21 protein-coding genes and 1 pseudogene are annotated in these 25,001 nt (G+C 64.4%); 7 read left to right on the top strand and 15 right to left on the bottom strand.

Annotation, left to right across the window (positions count from 1 at the left end; genetic code table 11):
- Positions 1–14 precede the first annotated feature (14 nt).
- Together F468_RS0107640 and F468_RS0107635 are read left to right on the top strand one after the other, a co-directional pair.
- Positions 15–1,466 (top strand): diguanylate cyclase, encoded by a 1,452-nt coding sequence (locus F468_RS0107640; protein WP_018994892.1) that lies wholly within the window; start codon positions 15–17, stop codon positions 1,464–1,466.
- A gap of 578 nt (positions 1,467–2,044) precedes the next feature.
- Positions 2,045–2,251, top strand: coding sequence for a cold-shock protein (locus F468_RS0107635; RefSeq protein WP_018649446.1), 207 nt, complete (start codon positions 2,045–2,047; stop codon positions 2,249–2,251).
- Between the two features lie 598 nt (positions 2,252–2,849).
- Here the strand turns inward: F468_RS0107635 and F468_RS0107630 are convergent.
- From F468_RS0107630 to F468_RS0107615, 5 genes and pseudogenes are all read right to left on the bottom strand, one after another.
- Positions 2,850–5,522, bottom strand: coding sequence for an AMP-binding protein (locus tag F468_RS0107630; protein ID WP_018994891.1), 2,673 nt, complete (start codon positions 5,520–5,522; stop codon positions 2,850–2,852).
- A 392-nt stretch (positions 5,523–5,914) separates the two neighbouring features.
- Positions 5,915–6,631 (bottom strand): nuclease-related domain-containing protein, encoded by a 717-nt coding sequence (locus F468_RS0107625; protein WP_018994890.1) that lies wholly within the window; start codon positions 6,629–6,631, stop codon positions 5,915–5,917.
- 36 nt (positions 6,632–6,667) lie between these two features.
- A pseudogene (locus F468_RS14510) lies at positions 6,668–6,739 on the bottom strand (DUF2442 domain-containing protein); the annotation flags it as partial.
- Positions 6,740–6,860: 121 nt separating this feature from the next.
- Positions 6,861–8,984: an ATP-dependent zinc metalloprotease FtsH gene (ftsH, locus tag F468_RS0107620; RefSeq protein ID WP_018994889.1), complete on the bottom strand. Its 2,124-nt coding sequence runs from the start codon at positions 8,982–8,984 to the stop codon at positions 6,861–6,863.
- Positions 8,985–9,066: 82 nt separating this feature from the next.
- Positions 9,067–10,803, bottom strand: a complete 1,737-nt coding sequence (locus F468_RS0107615; RefSeq protein ID WP_018137808.1) for an HAD hydrolase family protein — start codon at positions 10,801–10,803, stop codon at positions 9,067–9,069.
- A 351-nt stretch (positions 10,804–11,154) separates the two neighbouring features.
- Between F468_RS0107615 and F468_RS0107610 the strand changes: the two genes are divergently transcribed.
- Both F468_RS0107610 and F468_RS0107605 read left to right on the top strand, forming a co-directional pair.
- Positions 11,155–11,415: a diguanylate cyclase domain-containing protein gene (locus F468_RS0107610; RefSeq protein WP_018137809.1), complete on the top strand. Its 261-nt coding sequence runs from the start codon at positions 11,155–11,157 to the stop codon at positions 11,413–11,415.
- Between the two features lie 157 nt (positions 11,416–11,572).
- Complete coding sequence (locus F468_RS0107605) at positions 11,573–12,928, top strand: MFS transporter (protein WP_018994888.1); 1,356 nt, start codon at positions 11,573–11,575, stop codon at positions 12,926–12,928.
- A gap of 10 nt (positions 12,929–12,938) precedes the next feature.
- Here the strand turns inward: F468_RS0107605 and F468_RS0107600 are convergent, their stop codons facing one another.
- Together F468_RS0107600 and F468_RS0107595 are read right to left on the bottom strand one after the other, a co-directional pair.
- Complete coding sequence (locus tag F468_RS0107600; protein WP_018994887.1) at positions 12,939–13,271, bottom strand: antibiotic biosynthesis monooxygenase; 333 nt, start codon at positions 13,269–13,271, stop codon at positions 12,939–12,941.
- Positions 13,272–13,329: 58 nt separating this feature from the next.
- Positions 13,330–13,650, bottom strand: coding sequence for a hypothetical protein (locus F468_RS0107595; RefSeq protein ID WP_018994886.1), 321 nt, complete (start codon positions 13,648–13,650; stop codon positions 13,330–13,332).
- Between the two features lie 375 nt (positions 13,651–14,025).
- Between F468_RS0107595 and F468_RS0107590 the strand changes: the two genes are divergently transcribed.
- Together F468_RS0107590 and F468_RS0107585 are read left to right on the top strand one after the other, a co-directional pair.
- Positions 14,026–15,495 (top strand): amidohydrolase family protein, encoded by a 1,470-nt coding sequence (locus tag F468_RS0107590; RefSeq protein ID WP_018994885.1) that lies wholly within the window; start codon positions 14,026–14,028, stop codon positions 15,493–15,495.
- 84 nt (positions 15,496–15,579) lie between these two features.
- Positions 15,580–16,056 (top strand): YqhA family protein, encoded by a 477-nt coding sequence (locus tag F468_RS0107585; protein ID WP_018994884.1) that lies wholly within the window; start codon positions 15,580–15,582, stop codon positions 16,054–16,056.
- Positions 16,057–16,142: 86 nt separating this feature from the next.
- Here the strand turns inward: F468_RS0107585 and F468_RS0107580 are convergent, their stop codons facing one another.
- The 7 genes from F468_RS0107580 to F468_RS0107550 all read right to left on the bottom strand — a co-directional run bounded on the left by F468_RS0107580 (position 16,143) and on the right by F468_RS0107550 (position 22,503).
- The gene (locus F468_RS0107580; RefSeq protein ID WP_018994883.1) at positions 16,143–18,140 is read right to left on the bottom strand and encodes a S9 family peptidase; all 1,998 of its coding nucleotides are present in this window, start codon (positions 18,138–18,140) and stop codon (positions 16,143–16,145) included.
- Between the two features lie 236 nt (positions 18,141–18,376).
- Positions 18,377–19,156 carry a nuclease-related domain-containing protein gene (locus F468_RS0107570; protein WP_018994882.1) on the bottom strand — a complete coding sequence of 260 codons (780 nt, stop codon included), beginning with the start codon at positions 19,154–19,156 and terminating at the stop codon, positions 18,377–18,379.
- A gap of 179 nt (positions 19,157–19,335) precedes the next feature.
- Positions 19,336–19,986 carry a hypothetical protein gene (locus F468_RS0107565; RefSeq protein WP_018994881.1) on the bottom strand — a complete coding sequence of 217 codons (651 nt, stop codon included), beginning with the start codon at positions 19,984–19,986 and terminating at the stop codon, positions 19,336–19,338.
- 178 nt (positions 19,987–20,164) lie between these two features.
- Positions 20,165–20,422: a DUF2442 domain-containing protein gene (locus F468_RS0107560; protein WP_018994880.1), complete on the bottom strand. Its 258-nt coding sequence runs from the start codon at positions 20,420–20,422 to the stop codon at positions 20,165–20,167.
- Entirely contained in the window at positions 20,394–20,561 is a 168-nt protein-coding gene (locus F468_RS14650) for a DUF4160 domain-containing protein (RefSeq protein WP_304412304.1), read from the bottom strand. Before F468_RS14650 ends, F468_RS0107560 begins: the two co-directional genes overlap by 29 nt.
- Positions 20,562–20,666: 105 nt before the next feature.
- The gene (locus F468_RS0107555) at positions 20,667–21,692 is read right to left on the bottom strand and encodes a transposase (protein WP_018994879.1); all 1,026 of its coding nucleotides are present in this window, start codon (positions 21,690–21,692) and stop codon (positions 20,667–20,669) included.
- Between the two features lie 133 nt (positions 21,693–21,825).
- Entirely contained in the window at positions 21,826–22,503 is a 678-nt protein-coding gene (locus F468_RS0107550) for a hypothetical protein (protein ID WP_018994878.1), read from the bottom strand.
- A 522-nt stretch (positions 22,504–23,025) separates the two neighbouring features.
- On the opposite strand from F468_RS0107550, the gene F468_RS14505 reads away from it, so the two are divergent.
- A complete protein-coding gene (locus F468_RS14505; protein WP_155997843.1) occupies positions 23,026–23,307 on the top strand; it encodes a hypothetical protein in 282 nt (93 codons plus the stop codon).
- Between the two features lie 407 nt (positions 23,308–23,714).
- On the opposite strand, the gene F468_RS0107545 is transcribed toward F468_RS14505, so the two are convergent.
- Positions 23,715–24,953, bottom strand: coding sequence for a ribonucleotide-diphosphate reductase subunit beta (locus F468_RS0107545; RefSeq protein WP_018994877.1), 1,239 nt, complete (start codon positions 24,951–24,953; stop codon positions 23,715–23,717).
- Positions 24,954–25,001 lie beyond the last annotated feature (48 nt).

Genomic DNA, 25,001 nt, shown 5'->3' with positions numbered 1-25,001 from the left:
GCCAGGGGGCATCGATGGCGTATGAAGATCAGGACCCGTTCAACGCGCTGATCGTCGACAACGCAGCGGTCTGGATCAATTCACTGGATGTGGACGGCCGCATCACCTTCTGGAACCGTGCGGCCGAACAGATCAGCGGCTACTCCCGCGAGGAGGTGCTGGGGCACGACCGCGTGTGGGAATGGCTATATCCCGATCCCAACTACCGCGAGGCGGTCTTTGCCCGCGCGTGCCAGATCATGGAGCGGGGCCAGGGCCTGCAAGGGTTCGAGAGCACGATCCGCACCCGCACCGGCGAGGACCGCACCCTGGAGTGGCACTCCGAGCAGCTGTTTGCCGCGGACGGGCAATTGCTTGGAGCAAGCGCGGTCGCCGTCGACATCAGCGACCGCCGCCGGCTGGAGGCGGCCCACGATCGGCAGTATCGCCTGCAAGGCATGATCGCCGAGATCTCCGCCGCACTGATCAACATCACGGCCGGAGACGTCGACCGGGTGATGGAAGAGAGCCTGGCCCGACTGGGAGTCTTCTTCGGCCTCGGGCGCGCCTACGTGTTTCGCTTCGACCTCCCCGCCCATCAGATGAGTCTGGTCAACGAATGGTGCGCCCGCGGCGTACAGCCCTACCGGGAGCACCTTCAGGCGATTCCTCTGCAAGAACATAACTGGGTCACCTCACAGGTCCTCGCAAGAAAGGTCGTGCACGTGCCAGACGTCGACGAACTGCCGGCGGAGGCGGCGGTGGAACAGGAGGAATTCCGCCGCGAGCAGATCCGCTCCCTGCTGCTGATCCCCCTCGTCAGCGACCAGAACGCCTTCGGCATGCTCGGGTTCGATGCCGTAGAGGCGCCGCATTGCTGGACCGACGACCAGATCACCGCGCTGCGGCTCGTCGCCGACATGATCGCCGGCACCCTGGCACGCAAGCAGGTGGAGCAGGAACTGGCCCGCCAGGCGCGCGTGGACGGGCTGACCGGCCTCGCCAACCGACGCGAGTTCGACCACCAGCTCGAGCGGGAATGCGCTGCCCGGCGCGAACGCTCCCTCTCGCTGCTGATGATCGATATCGACCACTTCAAGCCGTACAACGACGCCTTCGGCCACCAGGCCGGGGATGACTGCCTGCGGGCAGTCGCCGACGTCATCCGCTCGGTACTGAACCGCCCCGCCGATGTCGGCGCCCGCTACGGTGGCGAGGAATTCGCCTGCGTATTGGCCGACACCAACCCCGAGGGCGGGCTGCGGGTCGCCGAACGCATCCGCGAGGCGGTGTACGGGCTCGACCTGAAACAACCCGACACCGACGAAGGACGCGTCACCATCAGTATTGGCGTGTGCAGCGTACACACCCGGTGGCCCGTGGAGCCCAGGGCCCTTCTGCGCCAGGCGGATGAGGCGCTCTACCGCGCCAAACGCGCCGGCCGCAACCGGGTCGAGACACTGACGCTACCCGAGGCCTCCTGGTAGCGCGGGCACGCCCCTCGCCGGGCGGCTCGCTCAGCTCGCGAAGGTTCGCATCGGGGTCGGCCCAGGTGCCGCGCACATGATCCGAGCGCAGCCACCGCTCGATAGGCGGCAAGTCGTAACTCGTGACCGCGTGAAGCCCTACATTCATGACAACTCCCCCGCAATACTCAGCCAATTGGAGCTGTCCGGATTGTTCGGCTCCAGGGCTCCACAGGCGCCGGGACCATGACTTCAGCGGAACGCCCGTTCTCCTTGCCACGTCCTGCAACTCGGGCATCTTCTTGGCGCAATCATGGGTGCCCCCTTCGTCGCCCTTCTTCGGTTCGTAAATCATGCGACTGCGCGGGCGTTCCGGATCCAGGCGTAATCGCCCCGCTTCCCGCGCGAACTGCTATAAAACAAGCAAGGGCGACATCCCGCCCCACCCGCGCCAGCAGTCGCGCTGACTGGCAGGCCCTTGCCCTACTCTCGCGGCACAGGGACTGCCGCCAGACAGACACTGCAGCGCAGCACCGTGTCGACGGACTCGGCCGGAAACGCCTGTCCGCATCGACTCCAATCGCAAGGAGCAGGACAGAATGGCTACCGGTACAGTGAAATGGTTCAGTGACGAAAAGGGCTTCGGTTTCATCACCCCCTCGGATGGTTCCAAGGACGTATTCGTGCATCACAGCAATATCCAGGGCAGCGGCTTCAAGACCCTCGCCGAGGGACAGAAAGTCTCCTACGAGGTAGAACAAGGCCCGAAGGGCCCGAGCGCGACCAACGTGATGCCCGAAGCGTAGGCACCAGTTTCTGCAAACGCCCAGAAAACACGGCGTAAAGGGCCAGCTCCTCCGCGCGTAGAGGCAATCGGGCCTGGCCCCGAACAGGGCAGCCCGGGAGAACGCCTCAGCAGGTCATCGGTGTCCGGGTCGTGTCCTGAGCAAGCAGCGTTTCCCTGGAAACCATGCGTGGCCGTTTTTAAGGCACGAGCCCGTGCCATCGGCCGCGACCACGGCATCCTCGACTAACGGGGACAAAAGTCTGGTCCGGCATCCCGCCCGGTTTCCTCTTCGTCCTGCGCGCCGTGCTAAAACTCATGGGTGCCCTCTTCCTGGGCATCGCTCCGACCCATTCAATGTCTGATAGCGGCGCCACCGGACGGCCCAAGCGACCTACAGCCACCCCTGCCCCAGGCACACGCGCAGGAGCCCAGCCGCCCTGGACGATGCGGCGCCGGACACACCACTCAGCGAGCCAAGTCATGGGTGCCCCCTACTTCGCCATCTCCCTTCTCGACTGGTTTCCCGAGATTCTCCCAACGTTACCGTGGTCCGACCCCGTCATTAATGCGTGTGGCACGAGATGCCCCCTTGGCACGGCCTCGCCGCGTGCGCGCCCCTACCGATTGTCTTCGGCCGCGGGCTCCCCTCCCAGCTCCCCGAGTGCAGCCTGAAGGGTCTGCACGATCTCGCGCTCATCCTGGCCGTAGGCATCGACCGAAATCGGCTCGCCAATGATCACGCGCACCCTCTTGCCAGGCCGCGGGAAGATCCGACCCGGGGCCATCACCTCGCGTGTACCCTCAATCCATATCGGCACCACCGGCACGGGCTGTGCTGCGAGCACCAGCCCGATGCCGGGCCGCAGGCGCTGGAGACTGCCGTCCGGGGAACGCTGCCCTTCCGGAAACCAGACTAGGCTGTGGCCGCGCCGCACCGTGGCGGCGGCCTGCAGGAGACTGCGCCGCGGTGCCGCGGCGGGATCGACCGGCAGAATGCGCGCGACGCGGCTGAACGCGCGGGAGAACCGGTTGGAAAACAGATAGGCCTCCAAGCCCGCCCAGTACAGCGCTTCCAGGTGTCGCGTGCTGAACGCCGGCAGCAACGCCAGCGGGTCCACGAAGCTCAGATGGCGCGGTGCAAGGATATGGGGACCCGCATCCGGATCGGGGAGTCGGCCCCGCACCTCCACGCGCATCAACAATCGGCTCAGCAGCCGCGCACCTCCCAGGAGCAGACGCCCGGCCACCCGGCCGGCCGTCCCCGGCGGCTCCAGAGCACTCTGCTGAGCAGGATCGAGCAAAGACTCGGGATCCTGGAGCTGCTGCTTGAGCTCCCCTCGCCCTTCCTTCGCCTCCGCGGCTCCGGCCGCCTCCTTCAGCAGGTCGCGCACCGTCTCCACGCGCTCGATCGCCGAATCGTCGAGGTCGATGCCCGCGCGGTCCTCCAGCGCAAGCGTCAGATCCACCCAGTTGAGCGAATCGATCCCGAGTTCGTCCGCCAGCATGCTGTCCGGCGTCAGACGCAGGTCATGAAACCGTTCGGCAAGATAGGCCCATGTCTGCTCCGCTGCAGGATCCGACAGCAGCTGCTGGTCTTCCGGCGCCCAGGATTCGGGCGAAACCGGCTCCGGCAGCGCCTCGGAGACCGTGTCCTCCCGGCCCAGCTCCTCGAACAACTCTTCCAGCTTGTGCCGACGCAGCTTGCCCAGGCGCGTGCGCGGCAACGGGTCGAGCGCAACGCGCACCGTGCCCGGGCGATGATGGCTTGGCAGTTCCTTCGCCGCCCGGTTCACCGCCTCCCTCAGGCGCTTCTCGAGATCGTCGCCGGTCACCTCGCGCAGCAGACCCGATTCGGGCACAACGACAGCGGCCAGGCGATCTTCGTGCGCCAGAATACCGGCCTCGCGTACGTCCTTGATCGTCTTCAATGCATCTTCCACCCGTTCCGGATCAACGTTCTCGCCGCCCGAGAGGACGATCATCGAAGATTCCCGCCCGAGCAGGTGCAGGTAACCGTCATCGTCGATCTCGCCGGTATCGCCGGTGCGGAACCAGGCGTCTTCCTCCAGGACCTCCTGGGTCTTGTCCGGCAGGTTCAGGTAGCCGGAGAACACGTTCGGCCCGCGCGCCATCACCTCGCCACGCCCGTCGCCAGACTGCGAATCGTCGATCTTGAGCTCGACTCCGGGCAACGGCAGACCGGCGGCCTCGATCTTGAGCCGATCCGGCGGGTTGTAGGTCAGGATCGGGGAGGTCTCGCTGAGGCCGTAGCCGGTCGCCACGTCCCAGCCCAGCGCCTGCAGGTTGCGCGCCAGCTCCGGATCGAGCGCCGACCCGCCAGCGACGACCAGCCGCAGGCGCGGGGCCAGGCGACTGTGCAGGCCCTTCAGCAGCCTCCGGCCGAGGTTGAGACCGAGCCGGCGGCGCGCCAGCCTGGAGACACCGATGATCCGCCGGAACACGAACGCCGCCAGCCTGCCGCGCCCCGCCACCCGGTCTTCCAGGGCCTGCCACACGGCCTCGTACAGCCGCGGCACCCCAAGCATCACCGTGGCCTCGCCCTCGCGAAGCGCGCGCACGATCTGCGGACCCACCAGCGAGAACGGCACGATGATCGTCGCGCCCAGGGTCAGCGGAATCAGGATGCCCACGGTAAACGGATACACATGGTGAAACGGCAGGGGCACCAGCACCCGATCGCGATCGTCCGCGAGTTCCTGGCCGCACAACGCCTCCACGTTGCTGCTCAGGTTGGCATGCGTCAGCGGTACCCCCTTCGGCGGCCCCGTGGTGCCGGAGGTATAGAAGATCGCCGCGATATCATCCGGGCCCGCCACCGGGTCTGCCGGCGCCTTCGCGAGAAGCCCCTCCCAGGCATCCGCAGCATCGGCGTCCGCATCGAACCGGTAGATGCGTACCTCGCCAAGGGCCTCGGGGAGCCGGTCCCTGAGCTTCGTGGTGGTAAAGATGAAACGCGGTGCGGAATCCGAAATCGCGTGGTCCAGGTCCTCGCGCGGCATCTGAGTATCCAGGGGCACCAGGACCGCCCCGGCATTCATCACGCCCAGGGCCGACACCACCCACTCGGCGCTGTTGGGAGCCAGGATCAGGACCCGGTCGCCCTGCTCGACTCCGGCCTGCTGCAGCCCGGCCGCCAGGCGCCCCGCCCGTTCGAGCAGTTCCCCCCGAGCGAGGGCATCGGAGCCATCGCGGCTCATGGAGACGACTGCGTCGTGGTCCTCGCGAACGGAACGGGAAGACAGCAGTTCCCCGATGGTTTGCGCACTCATCCTGAACTCCCCTGTACCGGAGCCGGCTCCCCCCGCCAGGCCGTGAGGCGGCGGCACGGTAGCCTCGCCAGCAGGGCCTCGCGGTGTCCATCACTGCATCGTCGAGGCATGATTCGCCGTCTCTGTCATCCCCTCGAGTCTGGGAGCATAGAACACAGAGGAGGATCTCGAGTTTCACAATCCCCGTTCTGGCCGGGCTGACGAGTGCGCCAGGTCCTCAAGGCCCCCGCGCCTTGAGGACGCCGCAGAACAAGAAATCATGGATGTCCCCTTCTGCCCGCCACCGAACAGAAGATTCGTCCACTCATGCAGGAACTCGTCACCGGCGAACCGGCCGAGGAATAACCGCCCGCGCGGGACCGGCCGGCCCTGTCCGGGGCACGCCCCCGCCTTCATCCCTTCAGCGCCGCGATGGCCCGAACCGTGTTCTCCTTCACCGGGCGCGGGCGCTCGGGGCGGAAGCTGCGGATGTACTCCACCAGCTCCGGCCCCGTCAGCACCGGCACCGACAGCTCGCCCGCACGCCCAAGCGACACCTCCGGGTGCGTGAACAGCACGATCGGCTGGATCCAGCGCTTGGCCTTGCGGCCCTTCAGGTACTCGCTCAGTAGCCACACCTGCTTCTTCGCCTGCCGCACCGGGTTGCGCATCTGCTTGGTGTAGCGGCTGCCGCGCCGCCCGGTCTTGCTCACCGTCCATTGCGAAGTCTGCTCGTCGCAGTCGATGGCCCCGCTGTTGTGCTTCACCTCGATCACGAACAGCGCCTCCGGCCCCACCACCACCAGATCCGCCTCCGCCACGCCGGTACGCGAGCGTTCATCCGGCAAATCCACCTGGTTGAAGACCGTGAACGAGTCGGGAAGCTCCGCCAGGTACTCCAGCGCCGCATCTTCGCCCCGCGCACCCGCCTCGATGACCGCGCTGCCGCCAACCAGGCCCACCAGCACGACCACCCCCGCCAGTGTGATCAGCGCCACCAGCGGATGCACGAAGAACCCACCGAGCGCGACCGGCAACCCCAGGAGCAGTACCAGGTTGCGCCCGCGCCTCTGGATCGCCTTCGACTCCTCAGTCAGACGGTTTACGGTGACGTAGCGAGTGTCTGCCATTAGCGTTGGGGTGTTGAGGACTTAATGTTCGGGAGTTCGACGGCCATCCATCAGACCATGCTCGGTGAAATCCACAGACGCAACACGCTCATCCGCGTTCGTGGCCAAAGAACCTCATTCCAGGCCTCCAACAGCCCCGGCTGCCGACCCTCGAAAACTTGCCGAATCCGCCACGATTCGTGCTCCGCTCTCTCAGGATCGTGCTTGCACGGGGTCGGGGTTGCCTGTCTCAGGGGGTGCCAGAGACTCCGGTGTTGCCGGACTTTTCGGCTGCGGGCTGCCCCGGCCCGTACTGGTCGACGATCGCCTCGATCTCCTCGCGGGTCAGGGTCTCGCGCTCTTCCAGTGCGCGGGCGAGGGCATCCAGGGCGTCGCGGTGATGTTCCAGCGTGGCGCGGGCGTTGCCCTCAATCTCCTCCAGCAGGTCGCGCACCTCTTCGTCAATCAACGCCGCGGTGGTCTCGCTGTGTTCGCGCGGGCGCGCGATCTCACGCCCGAGGAACACATGCTCCTCGCTCTGCGGCAGCGACACCGGCCCGACGCGCTTGCTCATGCCCCAGTGCGCCACCATCCGCCGCGCCAGCTGGGTCGCCTGACGCAGATCGTTCTCCGCCCCGCTGCTGACCTCGCCGAACACCAGCGACTCCGCCAGCCGCCCGCCGAACATCACGCCGATCCTGTCGCGCAGATAGGACTCGTTGTAGGTGTGGCGTTCCTCGTCCGGCACCTGCGAGGTCACGCCCAGGGCGAACCCGCGCGGGATTACCGTGACCTTCTCCAGGGTGTCGGCATGCGGTAGCAGATACGCCAGCAGCGCATGCCCGGATTCGTGATAGGCGATCACGTGGCGCTCGCGCTCGGAGATCTTCTCCTCGCGCTTCTCGCCCAGCATGATGCGGTCGCGAGCATCGAAGAAACAGGCGCGATCCACCTGCTTCAGCCGGCGCCGCCCCGCTAACAGCGCCGCCTCGTTGACCAGGTTGGCAAGCTCCGCGCCGGAAAAGCCGATGGTCGAGGCAGCAACCTGGTCGAGATCGACGTCGTCCGCCAGCGGCACCTTCCGGGTATGCACGCCGAGAATCGACCGGCGCGCCTCGCGGTGCGGGTTTTCGAGGGTGATCTTGCGGTCGAAACGCCCGGGGCGCAGCAGCGCGGCATCGAGCACGTCCGGGCGGTTGGTGGCGGCCAGCACCACCACCGACTCCTCGTGCTCGAAGCCGTCCATCTCCGACAGGATCTGGTTCAGGGTCTGCTCGCGCTCGTCGTGTCCGCCGCCGACGCCGGCCCCGCGCGAGCGGCCGATCGCATCCAGCTCGTCGATGAAGATCACTGACGGCGCGTTCTCCTTGGCCTGGCGGAACAGATCGCGCACGCGCGAGGCGCCGACGCCGACGAACATCTCGATGAACTCCGACCCGGTCACGGTGAAGAACGGCACCCCGGCCTCCCCGGCCACCGCGCGCGCCATCAGCGTCTTGCCGGTGCCCGGCGGCCCCATCATCAGGATGCCGCGCGGGATGGTGGCCCCCAGCTCCTTGAAGCGGTCCGGCTCCTTGAGGAAGTCGATCACCTCCTGCACCTCGCGCTTGGCGTTGTCGCAGCCGGCCACGTCGTCCATGCGCACGCGACTCTTCTGCGGCTCCATTCGCCGCGCGATGGACTTGCCGAACTGCAGCGGGCCGCCGCCCACACCTGACATCGCCCGTTGTTGCATGCGAGACCAGAACCACACCAGCAGTCCAAGCAACAGCAGCAAAGGGAGAAAACCCACCAGCAGTGCCTGCCACCATGGCGGGTCCGCGGCCTCAGCCGAGATCTCCACCCCGCGGTCTTCCAGCTTGCGCAGCAGCTCCTCGCCGGTCAGCTCCGGGGTGAAGGTACGGAAGTGCCCGGGATCGTCGATGCCCAGGTCCTGGCGCCCGACCACAGTCAGCGTGCCCTGCACCTCGTGGCCGCGCATCTTCACCTCGTGCACCTGACCCTGGTCCACCGCGCGCACGAACTCGCTGTAGGTGAGTTCCGCTCGGTCCGGCTCCTGCACCAGCGTCAGGAGCTGGAACAGCACCAGTACGCTGATCGCGATCCACAGCACGAACAGCCACTGTGGCCGCCCACCCTTGTTGCCCGGGCCGTCCGGTTCGGGCCCACCCGGGCCGGGACCGAGGTCGGGGCCGCGACGCGGTGGCATGCCGCCAGGTGAGTCGCCGGGTCGCTCCCCGCGCGACGGCTCGGGCGAGCCTCGGTCTTCCCGGTCGCGGTCTTCCGAGTCGCGATCGTCCCCGCCGGGGTGTCCCGGCTCCTGGTCCTCCTGGTCCTCCCGGTCACGATCTCCGTTGGAACGATGGTCAGTCATCTCGTCCCTAGGGGGCGGACTCGCGAGAACGTCGGAGAGGATCATCAGTGTTCGTTGCATGTCCCGCGCACCCGGCATTCCCTTAAGCCTCATGCCTGAATGCATAGCGCGACTGGACGGCCTCGATGATGGCTTCATGGATGTCGGCTATGCGCCCCGCCCGATAGGCGTCCTCCAACTGACGGATTCGGGCGGCCAGGGGCCGATCTCCGAACACCCCCTCGATCCAGTTCGAAAAGTCGCGGCGCTGCAGGTGGCCATGGAACCGCTTGGGCTCCATCCACGCCAGCGTGTCCACAAACTCCTTAAGCGTATGGGCGCGCTGGCCTGACGGGTGGCCGTCTGTCGAAAACACAAACGCGTGATGCGCGGCCACCGGGACATCGATGTACTTCATGCGATGGCGGACGTGGGGTGTCAGGCGCTCGGCCAGACGCATGATCCGCAGCCGGCCTTCGGCCTCCTCTGGCCCCGGCAGGAGGGCGACCTCATTGACCGCCAACCCCGCCAGGAGGCTCTTCCATTCCTCCAGATCCACCGACACCCGGGCGGCCCTTGCCAGGGCGGCCACTTCCTCAGGATCGGTCGCCCTCGAGACCAGCATGACGTCGGCCACCTGCAGGACATCGGGGTGCAGCTGTGATGCCCGATAGGTCACCATCGTGCAGCCTCCCGCCCCCACGTCCAGCAGCGACATGGCCTGCGGGTCGCAAAGAAAATAATGCGCCTCATCGACCAGTACCCGATGCGGCAGCCCGGTACGGTGGCGCACCACTGTGATCTCCGGAAGAATGTCTCTGAGGTAATCGAGCTTTTCCAGATGAGAAAGCTGCGACAGGTTAAGGATGACGCTGCGGTCCGGATACCGCAGCAACCGCGTCAGCTCATGCGGCTTGGGCGGCGGATCATCGCCACCGGTCATCAGCACCCGGGGCAGCCCCTCCAGGCCGGCATAATCGCCTTCAGGGTCAACGATGCACAGACTGTAGCCATGCAGGATCAGCTGCTCGCACACCAGACCGGCCACCCATGACTTTCCGGATCTCGGATCTCCGCTGATAACCACGTTCCGACCCGACACCGCCAGCGACACGTCATTGCCGCCACGCGTCGTTCCCAACACCAGTCTTCGACGGGGATAGCCCGAGCGGAGCGTGTCCGGCCCCTCCAGAATTGCATCGATGTAGTCGGCCACCGCGGCCGGCCCTTTGCCCGGCAACACCTCGTCGGCGATCGACTGGAGCGCGGCACTGCCCCACTCGACCGCCACTCCGACCTCGGCGCTGCGAAGCAACTCATGATCGTTCTCCGCGTCGCCGATCGCCAGGACGTTATGAGGAGAGAGGCGAAAGGCCTCAAGGGCGACCGCAAATCCCGTGGCCTTGCTGATCGCCTGGGGCAGGATCATCATGCGCCCGCGATTGAACAGGATCGCCAGCGGTAGCTCGAGCCGCCGGATCAGTTCCAGGGCCTCGGGGGCAGCGGACGCGGCGGCCTCCACCACAACCTCGCCGCACTTGAACTCGACGCTGCGCTCACTCAATCCATCGAGAAACGCCGGCGGCGGCGGTTCGTGCAAGGCCGTCGAGCGCCCGCTCCGGGGAAAGGTGATTACTGCGCCGTTTTCACCGACGACCGCTTCGGCGAAGGTGAGATCGCCAGCTAAATGCCGCAGCTCACCAATAATCCGCCCCGTAACGATCAACACCACCAGGCCAGCCGAACGCGCACGCTCCAGCGCCCCGCGCACGGCAGGGTTCAGCCGCCCGTCCTCGGCGATCGTCCCATCGTAATCCAGGGCCAGGGCTTTGAGTTTCATGGGGTTGCGGAACCATAGACCGAATCCGAGGGAACACCCGCCTGACAGACGCATGCAAACGAGAACGGAGAGATCGGAAACGACCGAATCATCTCTTCATCCCTCGGTACCCCGAACACATGGGAGGGAGGCATTCGTGCCTCGTCATTATGTTTCCAATGTAGACGATGCCGCGCTTCAGTGCCGGTCCGGGCCGGTGATCCTGCCCCCCATGTTCACCGCTTGGGACGGACCAGGGAGAGGGGCGTCGATGTCCCCTTCTTGTCTGGATAGATCCCTTGCGCCCGGCCGCGTACGGCCCAGCGGAAATCGGAAACAGCACCGTGCCGCGCAGCGGAAACGAAACAAAACATGGGTGTCCCCTTCTTCCGGCACGGCACGGGTCCCCGAGATGCCGAACAGCTGCGCTCGCGCTTCGAACGCGAGCCCCTCCCCGACGACGGCTCGGGGCACCCCCCTGTCCCCCTGACCGTCTCGATCGGCATCGCGAGCCAGATCCCAGAGAGCCCGGAAGCGCTGGACACGCTGCTGACCCGGGCCGACGATGCCATGAGCACCGCCAAGCGTCATGGCCGCAACAAGGTCGTCCTGGCACCATCACAACGATACTGACCGCCCATTGAGTACGCCCTGCACCCGCCCGGCGCGTAACATCAAGAAGTTCTAGTTGCCCCCTACCCTAGGTGGTTCCCCGGCCTGGCTCGGCTTGTCGGCCGGCCCGGGGCTGGCACAAACTGCCTGTATCACCCGCCCATCGAGACCCGACGCGTTGGCCCGCCTGCTCATCCCCATCGTCGCCCTGCTCGCCTCCGTCACCATCCTGGTGATGGGCAGCGGCCTCATGGGGACGCTAGTCAGCACGCGCCTGAGCCTCGAAGCCATCGATCCCCAGCTCAAGGGGCTCATCATGTCCGCCTACTACATCGGGCTGGTCATCGGAGCCCAGCAGGGCGACTGGGTAATACGGCGCACCGGCCACATCCGCGCCTTCGCGATCTTCGCGGCGATCGCCACCGTCGCGATCCTCCTCCTGGGCCTCCATGTTGACGTCTGGGCCTGGTTCGCTCTGCGCGTGGTGATCGGGTTCTGTCTCGCAGGCGCCTACCTGGTGGTCGAAAGCTGGCTCCATGCCCGCACGGAGAACCGAACGCGCGGTCGAGTCTTTTCGGTCTACCAGTTTCTCGCCTACCTGGGGCTGGCCGCCGGCCAGCCCCTGCTCAACCTCTACGAACCCGTCAGCACCGAACTCTTCATGGTCGTGGCGGCACTGTTTGCCCTCTGCCTGGTGCCAGTGGCCCTGACACGCACAGGGATGCCGCAGGACACCCCTGGCCACAAGCGCATGAAGTTGCGCCAGGTGGTGACCGCCTCGCCCCTGGCGGCAACGGTCTGCGTCGCCGCCGGACTGGTCAGCGGCGCCGCCTTCACGCTGACGCCAGTCTTCGCCCTGCGCATGGGCCTCGACATCGCTGGGGTATCGCTGGTCATGACCAGCCTGATTCTCGGTGGAGTGGTGCTCCAGTGGCCGATCGGCTACTTCTCGGATCGCTTCGGCCGCCGGACGCTGATGATCGTGGTCGGTGGTGGCGTGGCACTGATATCGCTCGCGCTCGTCGCCACCATCGGCGCTGTCCCGCTCTGGGCCATACTCACACTTACAGGGGTGTTCGGCGGGCTCGCGTTCACCCTTTACCCGCTGGCCGTCTCCCACGCCAACGATGTCCTCCAGCCCAACGACTTCGTGGCAGTGACCGCGGCCCTGCTCTTCCTCTGGGGCCTGGGGGCCGTCGCGGGCCCGATCCTCGGCGGGTGGGCCATCGCCTTGCTGGGCGGGCCCGGGCTGCTGGCCTACATGGCCACCATCGGCGCGCTGGTCGCACTGATCGCATTGCTGCTCAGGCGCGACACGGCCGAGGCCCGAGAGCCCTTCCGCACCCTCACCCGCACCACCCCGGTGATCCACCATCTCGACCCGCGGGCGCTGCCCCAGACCGAAGGCGAGGCCGAGGAGGAAGCTCGCACGCAAGCGTCAGACAACCCGCCGCCGAAGGGCCCACACGGTCACTCACCTTCTTCGACAGAACAGCGGGGACAGGGCGGTTTTGGTGGCACGGGACCTCCCTGAGGCCGAAGACTCAGCAGATACTCGTGTCATCCATTGCGGGTGGGTCGACGCACCATTCGGCGTCCTCGAACTCGCCGATGACCCGCACATCCACGCAAGCCGCCTGCTCTGCAATGATGCGGCGCACGTGGTCCGGCTGGTCCGCCTCCATCGCATCGCGCTGGCCCTTCGAGTCCCAGTGCGCGATGGCCAGCAGTACGTGCGGATCGCCAATCTTCCGGTGCAATCGGGTGCCACGAGCACCTGGGGCCTGCTGGATGATCCGGCTGGCCCGCACCCAGGCATCCGCATACTCCTCGGCGGTACAGCCGGGCCGGAGATGGATCTCGAACACAAAGATCATCCGCCCCTCTCCGCAGTCAGCAAGGCCATGCGGTCGCAGCGATGCGTTACCGGACGGGTCAGTCGTGGAAGATGATGCGCGCGCCGGCGGGGTCGATATCGACGCGACAACTCGCGTACTCGCAGGCGTCCGCAATGTCGTTCAGCTTGGGCATGTCGTTGAGCTCGGCCAGCTTCCGCACCAGGCCTGCACCCTCGCAGCCGCGCTGCATTCCGCTGTCCGGGTCCGTCTTGCACCCAAATTCGCTGCCATCCACCGACCAGTCCATACCCGCTGGCATCATCAAAACCACCGGCTCCTCGTGCATCACCTGGAATTTCACCCTTTCCGCGTTCCGTCCGTCCTGCCAGTCCACGGTCGGAATGTTATCGCTGGCCATGAGGTCACTCCTTCCCGGTATCCCGGGCGGTCTTTCGGCCTTCCCTGTGACGCTAGACGGCTTGCCGACAATGCTCAAGCAACGACGCCCCGTTATTGGGCCTCGCGAGCTCATATCGAGACGAAATCACGGCTGTCCTCTTTTCTTCCGCAGGCGGTCCGTCCTTCACCCCCCGCGCACGTTCACCAATAGCCCGGTCCCGCCAGTAGACGAACGCCCAAACAGGGGTATGCTGCAAGCATGCCCCCGGCCGTCGCCCGCAATCGGCGGCGCCCGGGATTCATGTACCCGCAAGGCACCGGGGCACATCCCGCACTACCCGGCAGCGTGCGCCGAGTCCAGCCGCCAGGTGCCGTCACCAGGAGCCACACCATCATGGGCATGGCCTGTTGTGCACCGCACGGCGCGAACGCCGACATCAACCCCTGCCACTGTGGCGCGGCCCATACCCAGGCGGCCCTCCGGCGCATCGAGGCCGACCTGAACCGGCGCCAGTTCCTCGGCGGTGTCGCCGCCGTACTGGGCATGTTCGCGGGCTTCGGCCTCGCCCCGCGCGAGCTCAAGGCCGGCGCGCCCGGGCAGCCGCTGCTGCTCACCCACCTGCGGCTGTTCGACGGCGAGACCCTTTCGCTGCGCGAGGACGTGGACATCCTGATCGAGGACGGCCGCATCGCCGCGCTGCCCCGGCGCGGCGAGGGCCCAACCGGTGCGCGCGCAATCGACTGCGGCGGGCGCGCGGTCATCCCCGGCCTGATCGACGCCCACTGGCACAGCACGCTGGTCGGGGTCAGCCAGATGACCGCCATGACAGCGGACATCGGCTTCCTGCACCTGATGGCCGGGCGCGAGGCCGGCGCGACCCTGATGCGCGGCTTCACCACCGTGCGCGATCTCGGCGGCCCGGCCTTTGGCCTGAAGATGGCCATCGACCGCGGCGCGGTGGCCGGCCCGCGCATCTTCCCCTGCGGCGCGATGATCTCCCAGACCTCCGGGCACGGCGATTTTCGCCAGCGCCACGAATTGCCGCGCATGCCCGGCACCCCGCCGAGTTACATCGAGAGCAGCGGCGTCGCCGCGATTGCGGACGGCGTGGACGAGGTGCTGCGGCGCACCCGGGAACAGCTGATGCAAGGCGCCAGCCAGATCAAGATCATGGCCGGGGGCGGCGTCTCCAGCCTGTACGACCCGCTGGACACCGCTCAGTACCTGGAAGAGGAGATGCATGCCGCCGTGCGCGCCGCTGCCGACTGGGGCACCTACGTGTGCGCCCATGTCTACACGCCGCAGGGCATCCAGCGCGCAATCCGCGCCGGGGTGCGCTCCATCGAGCACGGCCAGCTGGCGGACGAGGAGACGGTGCGCATGATGGCGGACGCCAACGTGTGGTGGAGCATCCAGCCCTTCCTGGACGACGAGGACGCCAACCCGAAAACGGACCCCGTCTCCCGGGCCAAACAGCTCCAGGTGAGCGCGGGCACCGAGCAAGCCTTCGAACTGGGCCGCCAGTATGGCGTGCCCATGGCCTTCGGGACCGACATCCTGTTCAGCCCCGAGGGCGCCGCCAGCCAGGGCCGCCAGCTGGCCAAGCTGACCCGCTTCATGCCCCCGCTGGAGGCCCTGCACATGGCCACCGGCGCGGCCGGCCAACTGCTCGCCCTGTCCGGCGACCGCGCCCCCTACCCCGGCCGCCTCGGCGTGATCGCCGAAGGGGCCCTGGCCGACCTGCTCGTGGTCGATGCCGACCCGGCGGCCGGGCTGGACTGGCTGGATGCACCCGACGACCACCTGCACCTGATCATGAAGGGCGGCGCCATCGTCCGGAACAAACTGGACCGCGCTGAATAGCTCAATATCCTTCGGTCTGCCTGAAAGTCGATTCTCGGGTGCACCACCAATCGCCCATGGAGGCATGCACGAATGATGGAAAGAATGTTCACCAGCAGCCGGCTGCTGGTACTGGTGACGGTCGTGGTCAGCACCATTGCGGCTCTCCTGCTGTATGCCGCCAACGTATTCATTGTGTTCAATATCTTGGTCGATTTTGTCCAGCAGGTGCCCAGCACGGTCGATGAGGGCAAGAGCCTGGCGGTGAGGTTCCTCAAGGTCCTCGACATGCTGCTGATCGCCGTGACCTTCCAGATCATCGCGGTCGGCTTGTTCCGGCTGTTCATCAACCCGGATTCCCGCGGAAAAAGCAGCTTGCTCTCCGTGTTGGAGATCCGGCATTTCCATGACCTCAAAGTCACGATCATTCAGGTCGCGATCGTGATTCTGGTGGTGCTTTTCCTGGAGCAGGCAGTAGAGGTTGGCGCATCTCTGGAAACGCTCTACTACGGCCTCGCCATCGCGGTGATCATCGCCAGCGCCGTGTTTGCGTTCCGTAACATGACCCATGCCGGGGACTGACTCACCCAGCGCTTTAACCGTGCAGGGAAAATTATGGGTGTCCTCTTCTCTCCTTCTCTCCCGCAATCAATACCTGGCACTGCGGCTCACGGTTCATGGCGCTTAAACCACTCGAGGATGAGTTCCAGGCGCTTGACCAGATTCACCGGGGTGCCGTCCCGGGACAGGTTGTGGCCTTCGCCATCGAATACGGCCAGCTCGGTCTCCACGTCGTTGTTGAGCAGCGCGTAGAACCACTCCTGACCCTGTCCGATCGGGGTCACCCGGTCATCGCTAGAATGGATGATCAGCGTCGGCGTATTCACCTGGTCGGCGTACTTCAGCGGTGAGCGTCCCCAGTAATAGTCGTAGTTTTCCCAGATCGTGCCGCCAAACTCGGCATTCATCCGTGCCGGCACGTAGTCCTGAGTGCCAGCCTCGGAGATCCAGTTGGAGACACTGCGCTGGGTGACCGCCGCGCGGAAGCGATCGGTCTGCGTCGTGATCCAGTTGGTCAGGAAGCCGCCATGGCTGCCGCCGGTCAGAAACAGGCGCTCCTCGTCGATCCAGTCGAAGCGCTCCAGCGCCGCGTCCAGGGCCCGCATGTTGTCGCGATAGTCGACACCACCGTAGTCCTGGTACACCGAGGCCTGGAACTCGTGGCCATAGCCGGTCGAACCCCGATAGTTGGTGAACAGCATCGCGTAGCCCGCGCCCGCGATCATCTGAAACTCGTGGAACCAGCGATGACCCCACATATGCGCCGGGCCGCCACGAATGTTCAGTACCAGTGGCCAGTCATCGCCGGCGTCGAATCCTTTGGGCCGCAGCAGGAACGCATCCACCGTACGGCCGTCCTCGACCTCGTAGCTGAAGCGTTCCAGCTCGGTCCGGTAACGCGACTCCAGCAGGGCGTCGTTGAACCCCGTCAGGCGGCGCGACTCGACCCCGTCGCTGTCGGCGACGTGCACCTCCGGCATCCGGGTCTCGTCTTCGACCAGCACGGCCAGAGACCCGCCGTCGGCGGCAAAGTCGATATCGCCGAGAGCGGCTTCGTCACCGAGGACCACCTCGCTGTCACCATCGGCTTCCAAGCGCATCAGTGGGCGGCTGCCGCGGAAGTCCGCCCATACCAGGGGACGATCGAACCCCTCGGGCCACCAGGCCTGCGTGACGGAGAACTCCATGCCATCGTGCAGTACCTTGTGGTCGTCGTTGCCGATCCCGATGCGGTGCAGTTCCACGGGACGAAAGCGGTCGGACTGATAGAGGAAGGCGACCTGGCGCCCGTCGGGCGAGAACAGTGGGTCGGTGGCACGCCCGTCGGGCGCGGCCAGCTTGCGTTCCTCACGGTTTTCAAGGTCGAGCAGGTAGACGTCCTGATTGAAGCTGCCGTCGTACTCGCCGCCGCTGCGATCGGCATTGAACGCCAGGAAGCGGCCATCCGGTGAAACCGTCGGGTTGTTGTAGTTCCACTCAGGGTCTCCTGCCAGACGCTCGAGCTCGCCGCTTGCCGAATCCAGCAACCACAAGCTGCGGCGGCTCTCATCCAGCCAACCCTGTGACTCACGACGGCTGAGCGCGCGCGAGTAGACCTTCACATCCGCCTGCGGTGCGTCATCCCCCTGCTCTTGCTGCGCAGGATCTTCGACGGCCGGGTCGATGGTCAGGGTGACGACCAGGTGCTGACCATCGGGCCGCCAGGCAAACTCCGAGATACTGCCCTGTTGAATCTCGGTGATGGCATGGGCTTCACCACCGTCAACAGGCATCAGATGGATCTGGGCGTCCTCGTCGACGGTCCTCAGAAAGGCCATTTGCCGCCCATCGGGAGAAAAACGGGGACGCCGATCGGAATCACCCTGGGTGAACTGCCGTGCCGATTCCGAGCCATCGGCCGGCACCATCCAGATGCTCGATTCCCGATCGCGACGTTCATCGTCCACTTGACTGCGCACGAAGGCCACACGGCTAGCATCCGGCGAAAGCCGCGGGTCGCTTGCGAACACGAAATCATAATAGTCTGCGGGGACCATCGGCTCCGGCGACTCCGCCCATACCGACGACGTGCCAAAGAGGACGATCAGCAACAGTGTTCGGGCCATGGAACCCTCGAAGGACAAGGAATGCGCCCGAGTTTGCCGCAACGACTCATGGGTGTCCTCTTCTTCTGTCAGCCCACATGGACCAGGTGGACCGGCGCATCGGCTGCCGTTTCGATCCCACACTGCTGCGCGCACGGGACGAATGGGGGCACGTGCCGTACTGACACGGCCAGGAAGTACCGGGTGTCCGCTTTTCGTTCCCAGCCGGGGCTCCGATCAACCGTCCCCGCTTGGCTCTACTGCAAGGCCCTTGTCTCGCGACACGCCGGGTATTGCGAACAGCCCCAGAACTCCTGGCCGACCCGGGTTCCCTTGCGCGCCTTGCGCCGCACCATGGTACTGCCGCATTTCGGGCAGTCCGGGGTAACCGGCGCCGCGTGTCGCTCACGCAAACCCTCCACGTGTGCCCTGCGCGTCTGCCGCGAACGCTCGAGTCCGCAATTCTCCAGCGTTGCGAGCATGGCGTGGACCTCGTCTTCGCTCCACACCTCATCCTGGAATGAGCGGATGTAGCTCACCAGCCCCAGGCCATGAATCACGTTGTCCGGCATCCGTGTCTTAAAGGTGCTGCCACCGACGAAAACCACTACCGAGTGAATCTGCTCCGGGTCTACCCCCAGCGCCTCGGCTACCGCGCGTTCATGGCGATAGTTCTGGCGCAATGGATTCTGGAAACGGAACGACCGGCGGTAGATCTTCTGTGTCCACTGGGCCTGACGCTCACTCCCGAAGATCCAGCCCCGCATATTCTTCGTCTCGATGACGAACACCCCGAACCGCGACACCAGCACATGATCGATCTGCGTGGTCCCGTCCGCGGTCTGAAGCATAACGTCGTGAACCACGCGGCCCGACTTGCCGTCCAGGCCAACCGCCAGAATCAGACGAACCCACAGCTCGCCAAGCCAGCCCTTCACCTTCGGGAACCGAGCAACTGCAACCAGCGCCGCAAGCATCCAGGCCCACCAGAATTGCAGAGCCCCGTTTATGAAGGCTGCCCCCAGATCGATATCCATCCCGCCCTCCTTTCCGTTCCCGGGAGCCCGCATCGCCGGCTGAGCGGGGTCAGGATATGCCGTTGATATCAGTTAAGCGAGCGGGATCGGTCGCACCTCGGGGCAACCCACCGGCACTAAGCTCTTCACGGGTTTCACCCCGGAGCGGATCGAGATCGTCTTTGTGCCTTCGCAACGAATCAGAGGCGTGGGTTCCGGCGGCCCAGGCTCCCCGAATCTCGCGCCTTGGAGGACGGGCCGAACACCGTGGCGAGAATTATCCGCGTGGAGATCGCGATCAGCACCACCCCCAAAAGCAACATGCCATCGACCACCCAGCCGTTTTCGAACCACGGCAGGATCGGATCCGAGTTTCCGAGTCGTTCTGCCAGGCCGAGTCCCAGCAACATCGCTCCGGGCGTATGCACCATGAAGGCAAGCCGCATCGCCCGCGCCCGACCATCCTGTCCCGGGGCCACATCGTTTCCATGCCCCGAATCGGACTCGTGCCCAGCGCCATCAGACTCCTGCCCCGCCACGTCGGTCACCGAAGGGTCCCGCTTCGGGTTCACATTCATCTCCTGCGTTGGCGATACGGACGGGTATCGCCGCAGGAACATCCGACCAAAACCGGCGGGAACGACCACAAACCCCAGAAACAAGACCGTCAGCGCCAGCCCCATCGACGGGTCGCCACCGGCGATAGCCCAGCCTGCAAAGAGCACGACAACGGGCAGAATCAGCGTTGCGAGGGCGTACCGCACCCGAGGCCCCAGTGCGGCCCGCCTGGCCATAAACAGGATTCCCAGTGCGACCAGCACTGCGGGGATATACAAAATCAGTAAAACCATGCGCGCCTCCTTGCGTCGCTTATCACTACTATTGGCCCGAGTCCGATCAGGCCTATTAATCCAGGGACAGAACCCGAGCCCACAACTCCTTCTCTCAGCCAGCCCCGTGATCGATCCGGGGGCGCGTCCTCGCGCAGTGACGAAAAGCCGTGAAAGTCGTCCTCAGGTTTAAAAAGCTTTAACGAGCGGGAGCAGGTGCGCCCCGCAACAGCCCTTCGGTGCTCAGGTCCTCGTCGAGCTCTGGCCAGTGAATCCCGTAGCCGCCGGCGGAGATCTCCCAGATCCGTAACTGCGCGGGCGTTGCGTGCGCAAGGCGTGAGTACCACTCGAGCGGAACCGAGATTCGACGGCCATCCATCAGGCCAACCACCAGGTCATGCTCGGTGAAATCCACCGACGCAACCCGCTCATCCGCGTTCGTGGCCAAAGAACTCATTCCAAGCCTCCAACCGCTCCGGCTGCCGACCCTCGACAACCTCCCGAATCCGCCGCAATTCGTGCGCCGGAAACCCCATATTCCGCGCCAGTGCCACACGGCGCAACCAGAACTTGGCCGAGCACTTTCCGCGGTCCACATGCACATACGGCGGCTCGTCCGGCTAATGGCTGAACCAGTAGAAGCGGTAGGGTCCACTCCTGAACACCGTCACCATCCGCGCCTCCCCTGAAACCGCGCTGGTTCAACGACAGTCGGCTGGCGCCAGAAACATCCGGCCCGATATCCCCACACCCTTGATGCTTCGACGGCCGAGCTGTTTCACCGCCTCGCGAAAACGCTCCACGTGGCCCAGGGCCGCTACATGGTACGACCTCTGCCCCCCTCCGACATGCCGCAGGAAATGCACCGGATCGATCCGCAGACGGTCGAGGATCGGCGGAATGGATTCCGGGATGGCCCCGCGCTTGTCCTCGCGGATCGCACGCCCGGTCCAGTCCACCAGTTCCAGGTAGTCCTCCGTGGTAAAGGCCACCGCATTGGCATGCGGATCATCGCCTTCCCGGCCCAATACAGTCAGGCGAGGCTCGTCCCCCTCACACGCCGGACTTTCATGCTCATGGCCCTTCCGGGCCAGCGCCCGAATACGCTGCTGGATCGAGGTGAAATCGGAGGCCTCGGGCGTATCCGCCATCCCGGCGCGCACCGGGTTCAGATCCACGTAGCTCATGCAGGTCAGCACGGCCGCGTCGTCCAGCAGCGCCTGGCTCTTGTACCGACCTTCCCAGAAGCGGCCCTTGCAGCCATCTTCCGCATTCGCCCGCCGCGCCAGATGTTCGTTCAGGCTGCGCATGAACCAGGACAGGTCCTGCAGCCTATCCCGCCACTCGGCAATCTGCACCTGCGCCCGCTCGCGCTCCGCGACCGTCTTCGTCTGCCCCGCCCGATAGCGGGCTACCAGCACCGGCAGCGAAAACAGCCGCTCCCAGCGCTCCATCACCTCGTCTTCGCTCCAAGCCGCCGCCCGATCCGAGTCCAGCCGCACCACCAGGTGATAGTGGTTCGACATCACCGCATACGCGCACACGTCCACCGCGAACACGCCCTGCAGCTCACGCAGGCGCTCAAGCACCCAGCCGCGCCGGTGCTCGTAGTTCTTGCCCGAATAGGAATCCTCGCCACACAGGAACGCGCGGCGAACACAGCGACAAATGCAGTGGTAATACGGCGTCGTCTCGACCGAGACGAGCTCCTTCCTGGCTCGCGTCATCTCCGGACCCTCCCTGGTCCATGCACTCCCCCTGAAACCTAGACAGCCCGCTTCAGACCGTCAAGCAATCATGGGTGTCCTCTTCTTCCCCTGAGATAGGCTATACATCATGGGGGTCCTCTTCTTCGCTCTTTTATTGCGCTAAGTTGGCGCCGTGCTTCCGCACATACTCAAGTTGGGTGGGGTCCTCCACCTCCAAGACTCCATCAAACAGATACTCCCAGTTCTGGCCACCAGGCTTCTCTTGGCCCTGCCAGTACCGCCGGACGTCCTCGATATCGTTCGAATCAAAAAAGCCATCAAACCACGCTGCGTCAACCCTCGTGAGTCTCAGAGTGAGCGTAGGGCGTACCCGGAGAACGTAGACATTTGGTCCAAGCATGGCGCGCAACATCGCCTCTCCCTGCTCTGAACGCTCAGCCAGGTAGAGGCACGAGAAACGGCTGACGGCCCTAGGTGCGATCTCACGTCGAATTCGCTCGAAGGTAAGTTCGACGTCGGAGCTTCGAAGCGCATCCTGCTTTGTTCCCTCCGACATTAACTCCACCTCGTTGAGACCGTTTGCGATCTTCATCCCTTGCCTTAAGATGCCAGCCCGAACGATTTCTCCTGCGGCTCTAGGGGTTACGATGCTTGGCGGATGGACGCCCTTCGCAAGAACTTCCAGTGGCACATCATCGATGAACTCGTGAACTTCCCCGATACCCTTGTCTACAAACGCCAGCGCGTTCGGAGACACGAGGCGTCCACTCAACGCCAAGTTGTGGCAAGGGTACCAATTGTCTAGATCGATGGCGTGGATGAAATCCATACAACGAGTTCTAACGCATGCGTTCAGGTACCGCTCGAGAAATCACGCGTGCCCCCGTTTTACTCATTTTTCTTTTCTTATAGATATCCACTTATTCGTGTCAGAATTAGACCACCACGCTGCTTTGTACGCTAATCGGATGTTCATCTGAGTTCTCGATCCTCGCGATCTTGCTCTCTGTTATTCATCAGAACAACGACGGATGCGACAAATGACAGCATCAGAAACATCCCGACACCCAGCCAAAGAAACGCTAGCTCGACATAGCCAAGGAAGAATAAAGCCGGGCAACCCAAAACCACAGCCACGACTAGAAATCCGAACCCGCCAGACCCATTTCCGTCTACCACGGCATCTACCCCTCAGTCATGACACCACCTGCCACATTAAGAATAATGGGTGCCTTATCCTTGCCCCCCCGCAAACCTAGACAGCCCCACTCAGACGGCCAAGAACTAATGGGTGCCCTCTTCCTTCGGCACAAAAGGGCGATCCAGATACGGCAAGACACGAGAAGCCCAAATGAGCGAGCGTGTTTCCAAACTCTATTTGTCTTTTGGCGCCGGATGTACTCTCTGCATTCTAGGAGGGTTGGCGCTATTCTTTTCTAAACCAGATTGCGATGGGGTGCGCTGCATCCGAGGAGCTGAAGCGCTATCACGCACGCTTTGGGAAGATTTCGAATTAGACGGTTTCGGCATCATCGGTTACCTCAATACATTTGCCAGAAAAAAAGCGACAATCATGAACATAGCTGAGACAAATATCACACCCGAAGCAATGTTGCTGATCTTGTTCAACTGATCATAGATATTGGGGCTATTAAAGGCGTCTAGGTCATTCTCCAAGTAGTAGCTCTCCGCATCCCCAAGGTATCGATCTAAGGCTTTATTGCTAACCCAGAAAGCGAGTAGAGATATTGTGACACTGAGACAAAGAAAGAATAGTCCGAATATTAGGAAAGCGGAAAATACCGGGCCTTCCGATGGTATAAAAAATCCGGATGCGGTTATTGAGAAGCCCAGGGCAGCCGATGAAAGAGTTAGGATCGCTTTATCGTAACTCTCGGTATTCGATAACTCGCGTTTCAATATCTCGCGTCTATAGTCTTCTAATAGTCGGTGCGCGGTAGCCTCCTCTGCCTGGGCTCTACTCGATGGCGTTGTAGTGTTCGCAGATTCCATAGGGTTGGCCAACTCGAAATTCGAGCCTCAATCCCAACTCAAAGCCCCACCCGTCTGATACTCCGTAACCCGCGTCTCAAAGAAGTTCTTCTCCTTCTTCAGATCGAGCACCTCGCTCATCCAGGGGAACGGGTTGTCGGCCCCCGGGTACAGCTCGGCCAGGCCGATCTGCGCACAGCGGCGGTTGGCGATGAAGTGCAGGTATTCCTCGAACATGCCGGCGTTCATGCCGAGCACGCCGCGGGGCATGGTGTCGCGGGCGTACTGCGCCTCCAGTTCGACGGCATCCGAGATCAGCGTACGCATCTCGTTCTTGAAGTCTTCGGTCCACAGGTGCGGGTTTTCAAGCTTGATCTGGTTGATCACGTCGATGCCGAAGTTCATGTGCATGGACTCGTCGCGCAGGATGTACTGGAACTGCTCGGCCACACCCGTCATCTTGTTGCGCCGGCCCATGGAGAGGATCTGCACGAAGCCGACGTAGAAGAAGATGCCCTCGAACACGACGTAGAAGGCGATCAGTTCACGCAGCAGCTTCTGGTCCGCCTCCGGGGTGCCGGTGCGGAAGTTCGGGTCCGCCAGGTGCTTGGTGAACGGCAGCGCCCACTCCGCCTTGGTGGCCACGGAGGGCACCTCGCGGTACATGTTGAAGATCTCGCCCTCGTCCAGGCCCAGGGATTCCACGCAGTACTGGTAGGCGTGGGTATGCAGCGCCTCCTCGAAGGCCTGGCGCAGCAGGTACTGGCGGCACTCGGGGTTGGTGATGTGGCGGTACACCGCCAGCACCAGGTTGTTCGCCACCAGCGAGTCGGCGGTGGAGAAGAAGCCCAGGTTGCGCTTGACGATGGTGCGCTCGTCCTCGGTCAGACCATTCGGGTCCTTCCACAGGGCGATGTCCGCGTTCATGTTGATTTCCTGCGGCATCCAGTGGTTGGCGCAGCCGTCCAGGTACTTCTGCCAGGCCCACTTGTACTTGAAGGGCACGAGCTGGTTGAGGTCCGCGTGGCAGTTGATGATCTTCTTGTCATCCACGCGGATGCGCTCGGCACCCATCTCGATGTCTTCCAGACCGGTGCCGGTCAGGGCGTCTTCGTTCGGCTCGGCCAGCGGCTGGCCGGCGTTTTCCGGGTCCGGCGAGACGCTGGGTGCGGCGCCGGCGGTGCTCATCAGGGCTTCGTTCTCCTGAAAGCCCATGCCGGGGCGGACGGCGGGTTCTTTCTGGCCTTCGCCTTTGATGGCTGCGATCGGATCGTCCCAGGAAAGCATAGTGTCCCCTCTTCTTTTCGGTGGCGGCCCGGCGCGGCGGCCGGGCCT

The organism is Thioalkalivibrio sp. ALJ2 (assembly GCF_000378325.1).
GTDB lineage: Bacteria > Pseudomonadota > Gammaproteobacteria > Ectothiorhodospirales > Ectothiorhodospiraceae > Thioalkalivibrio.
Note: the sequence above shows the minus strand (reverse complement) of the source record. Positions and strands in the feature narration are given on the sequence as shown.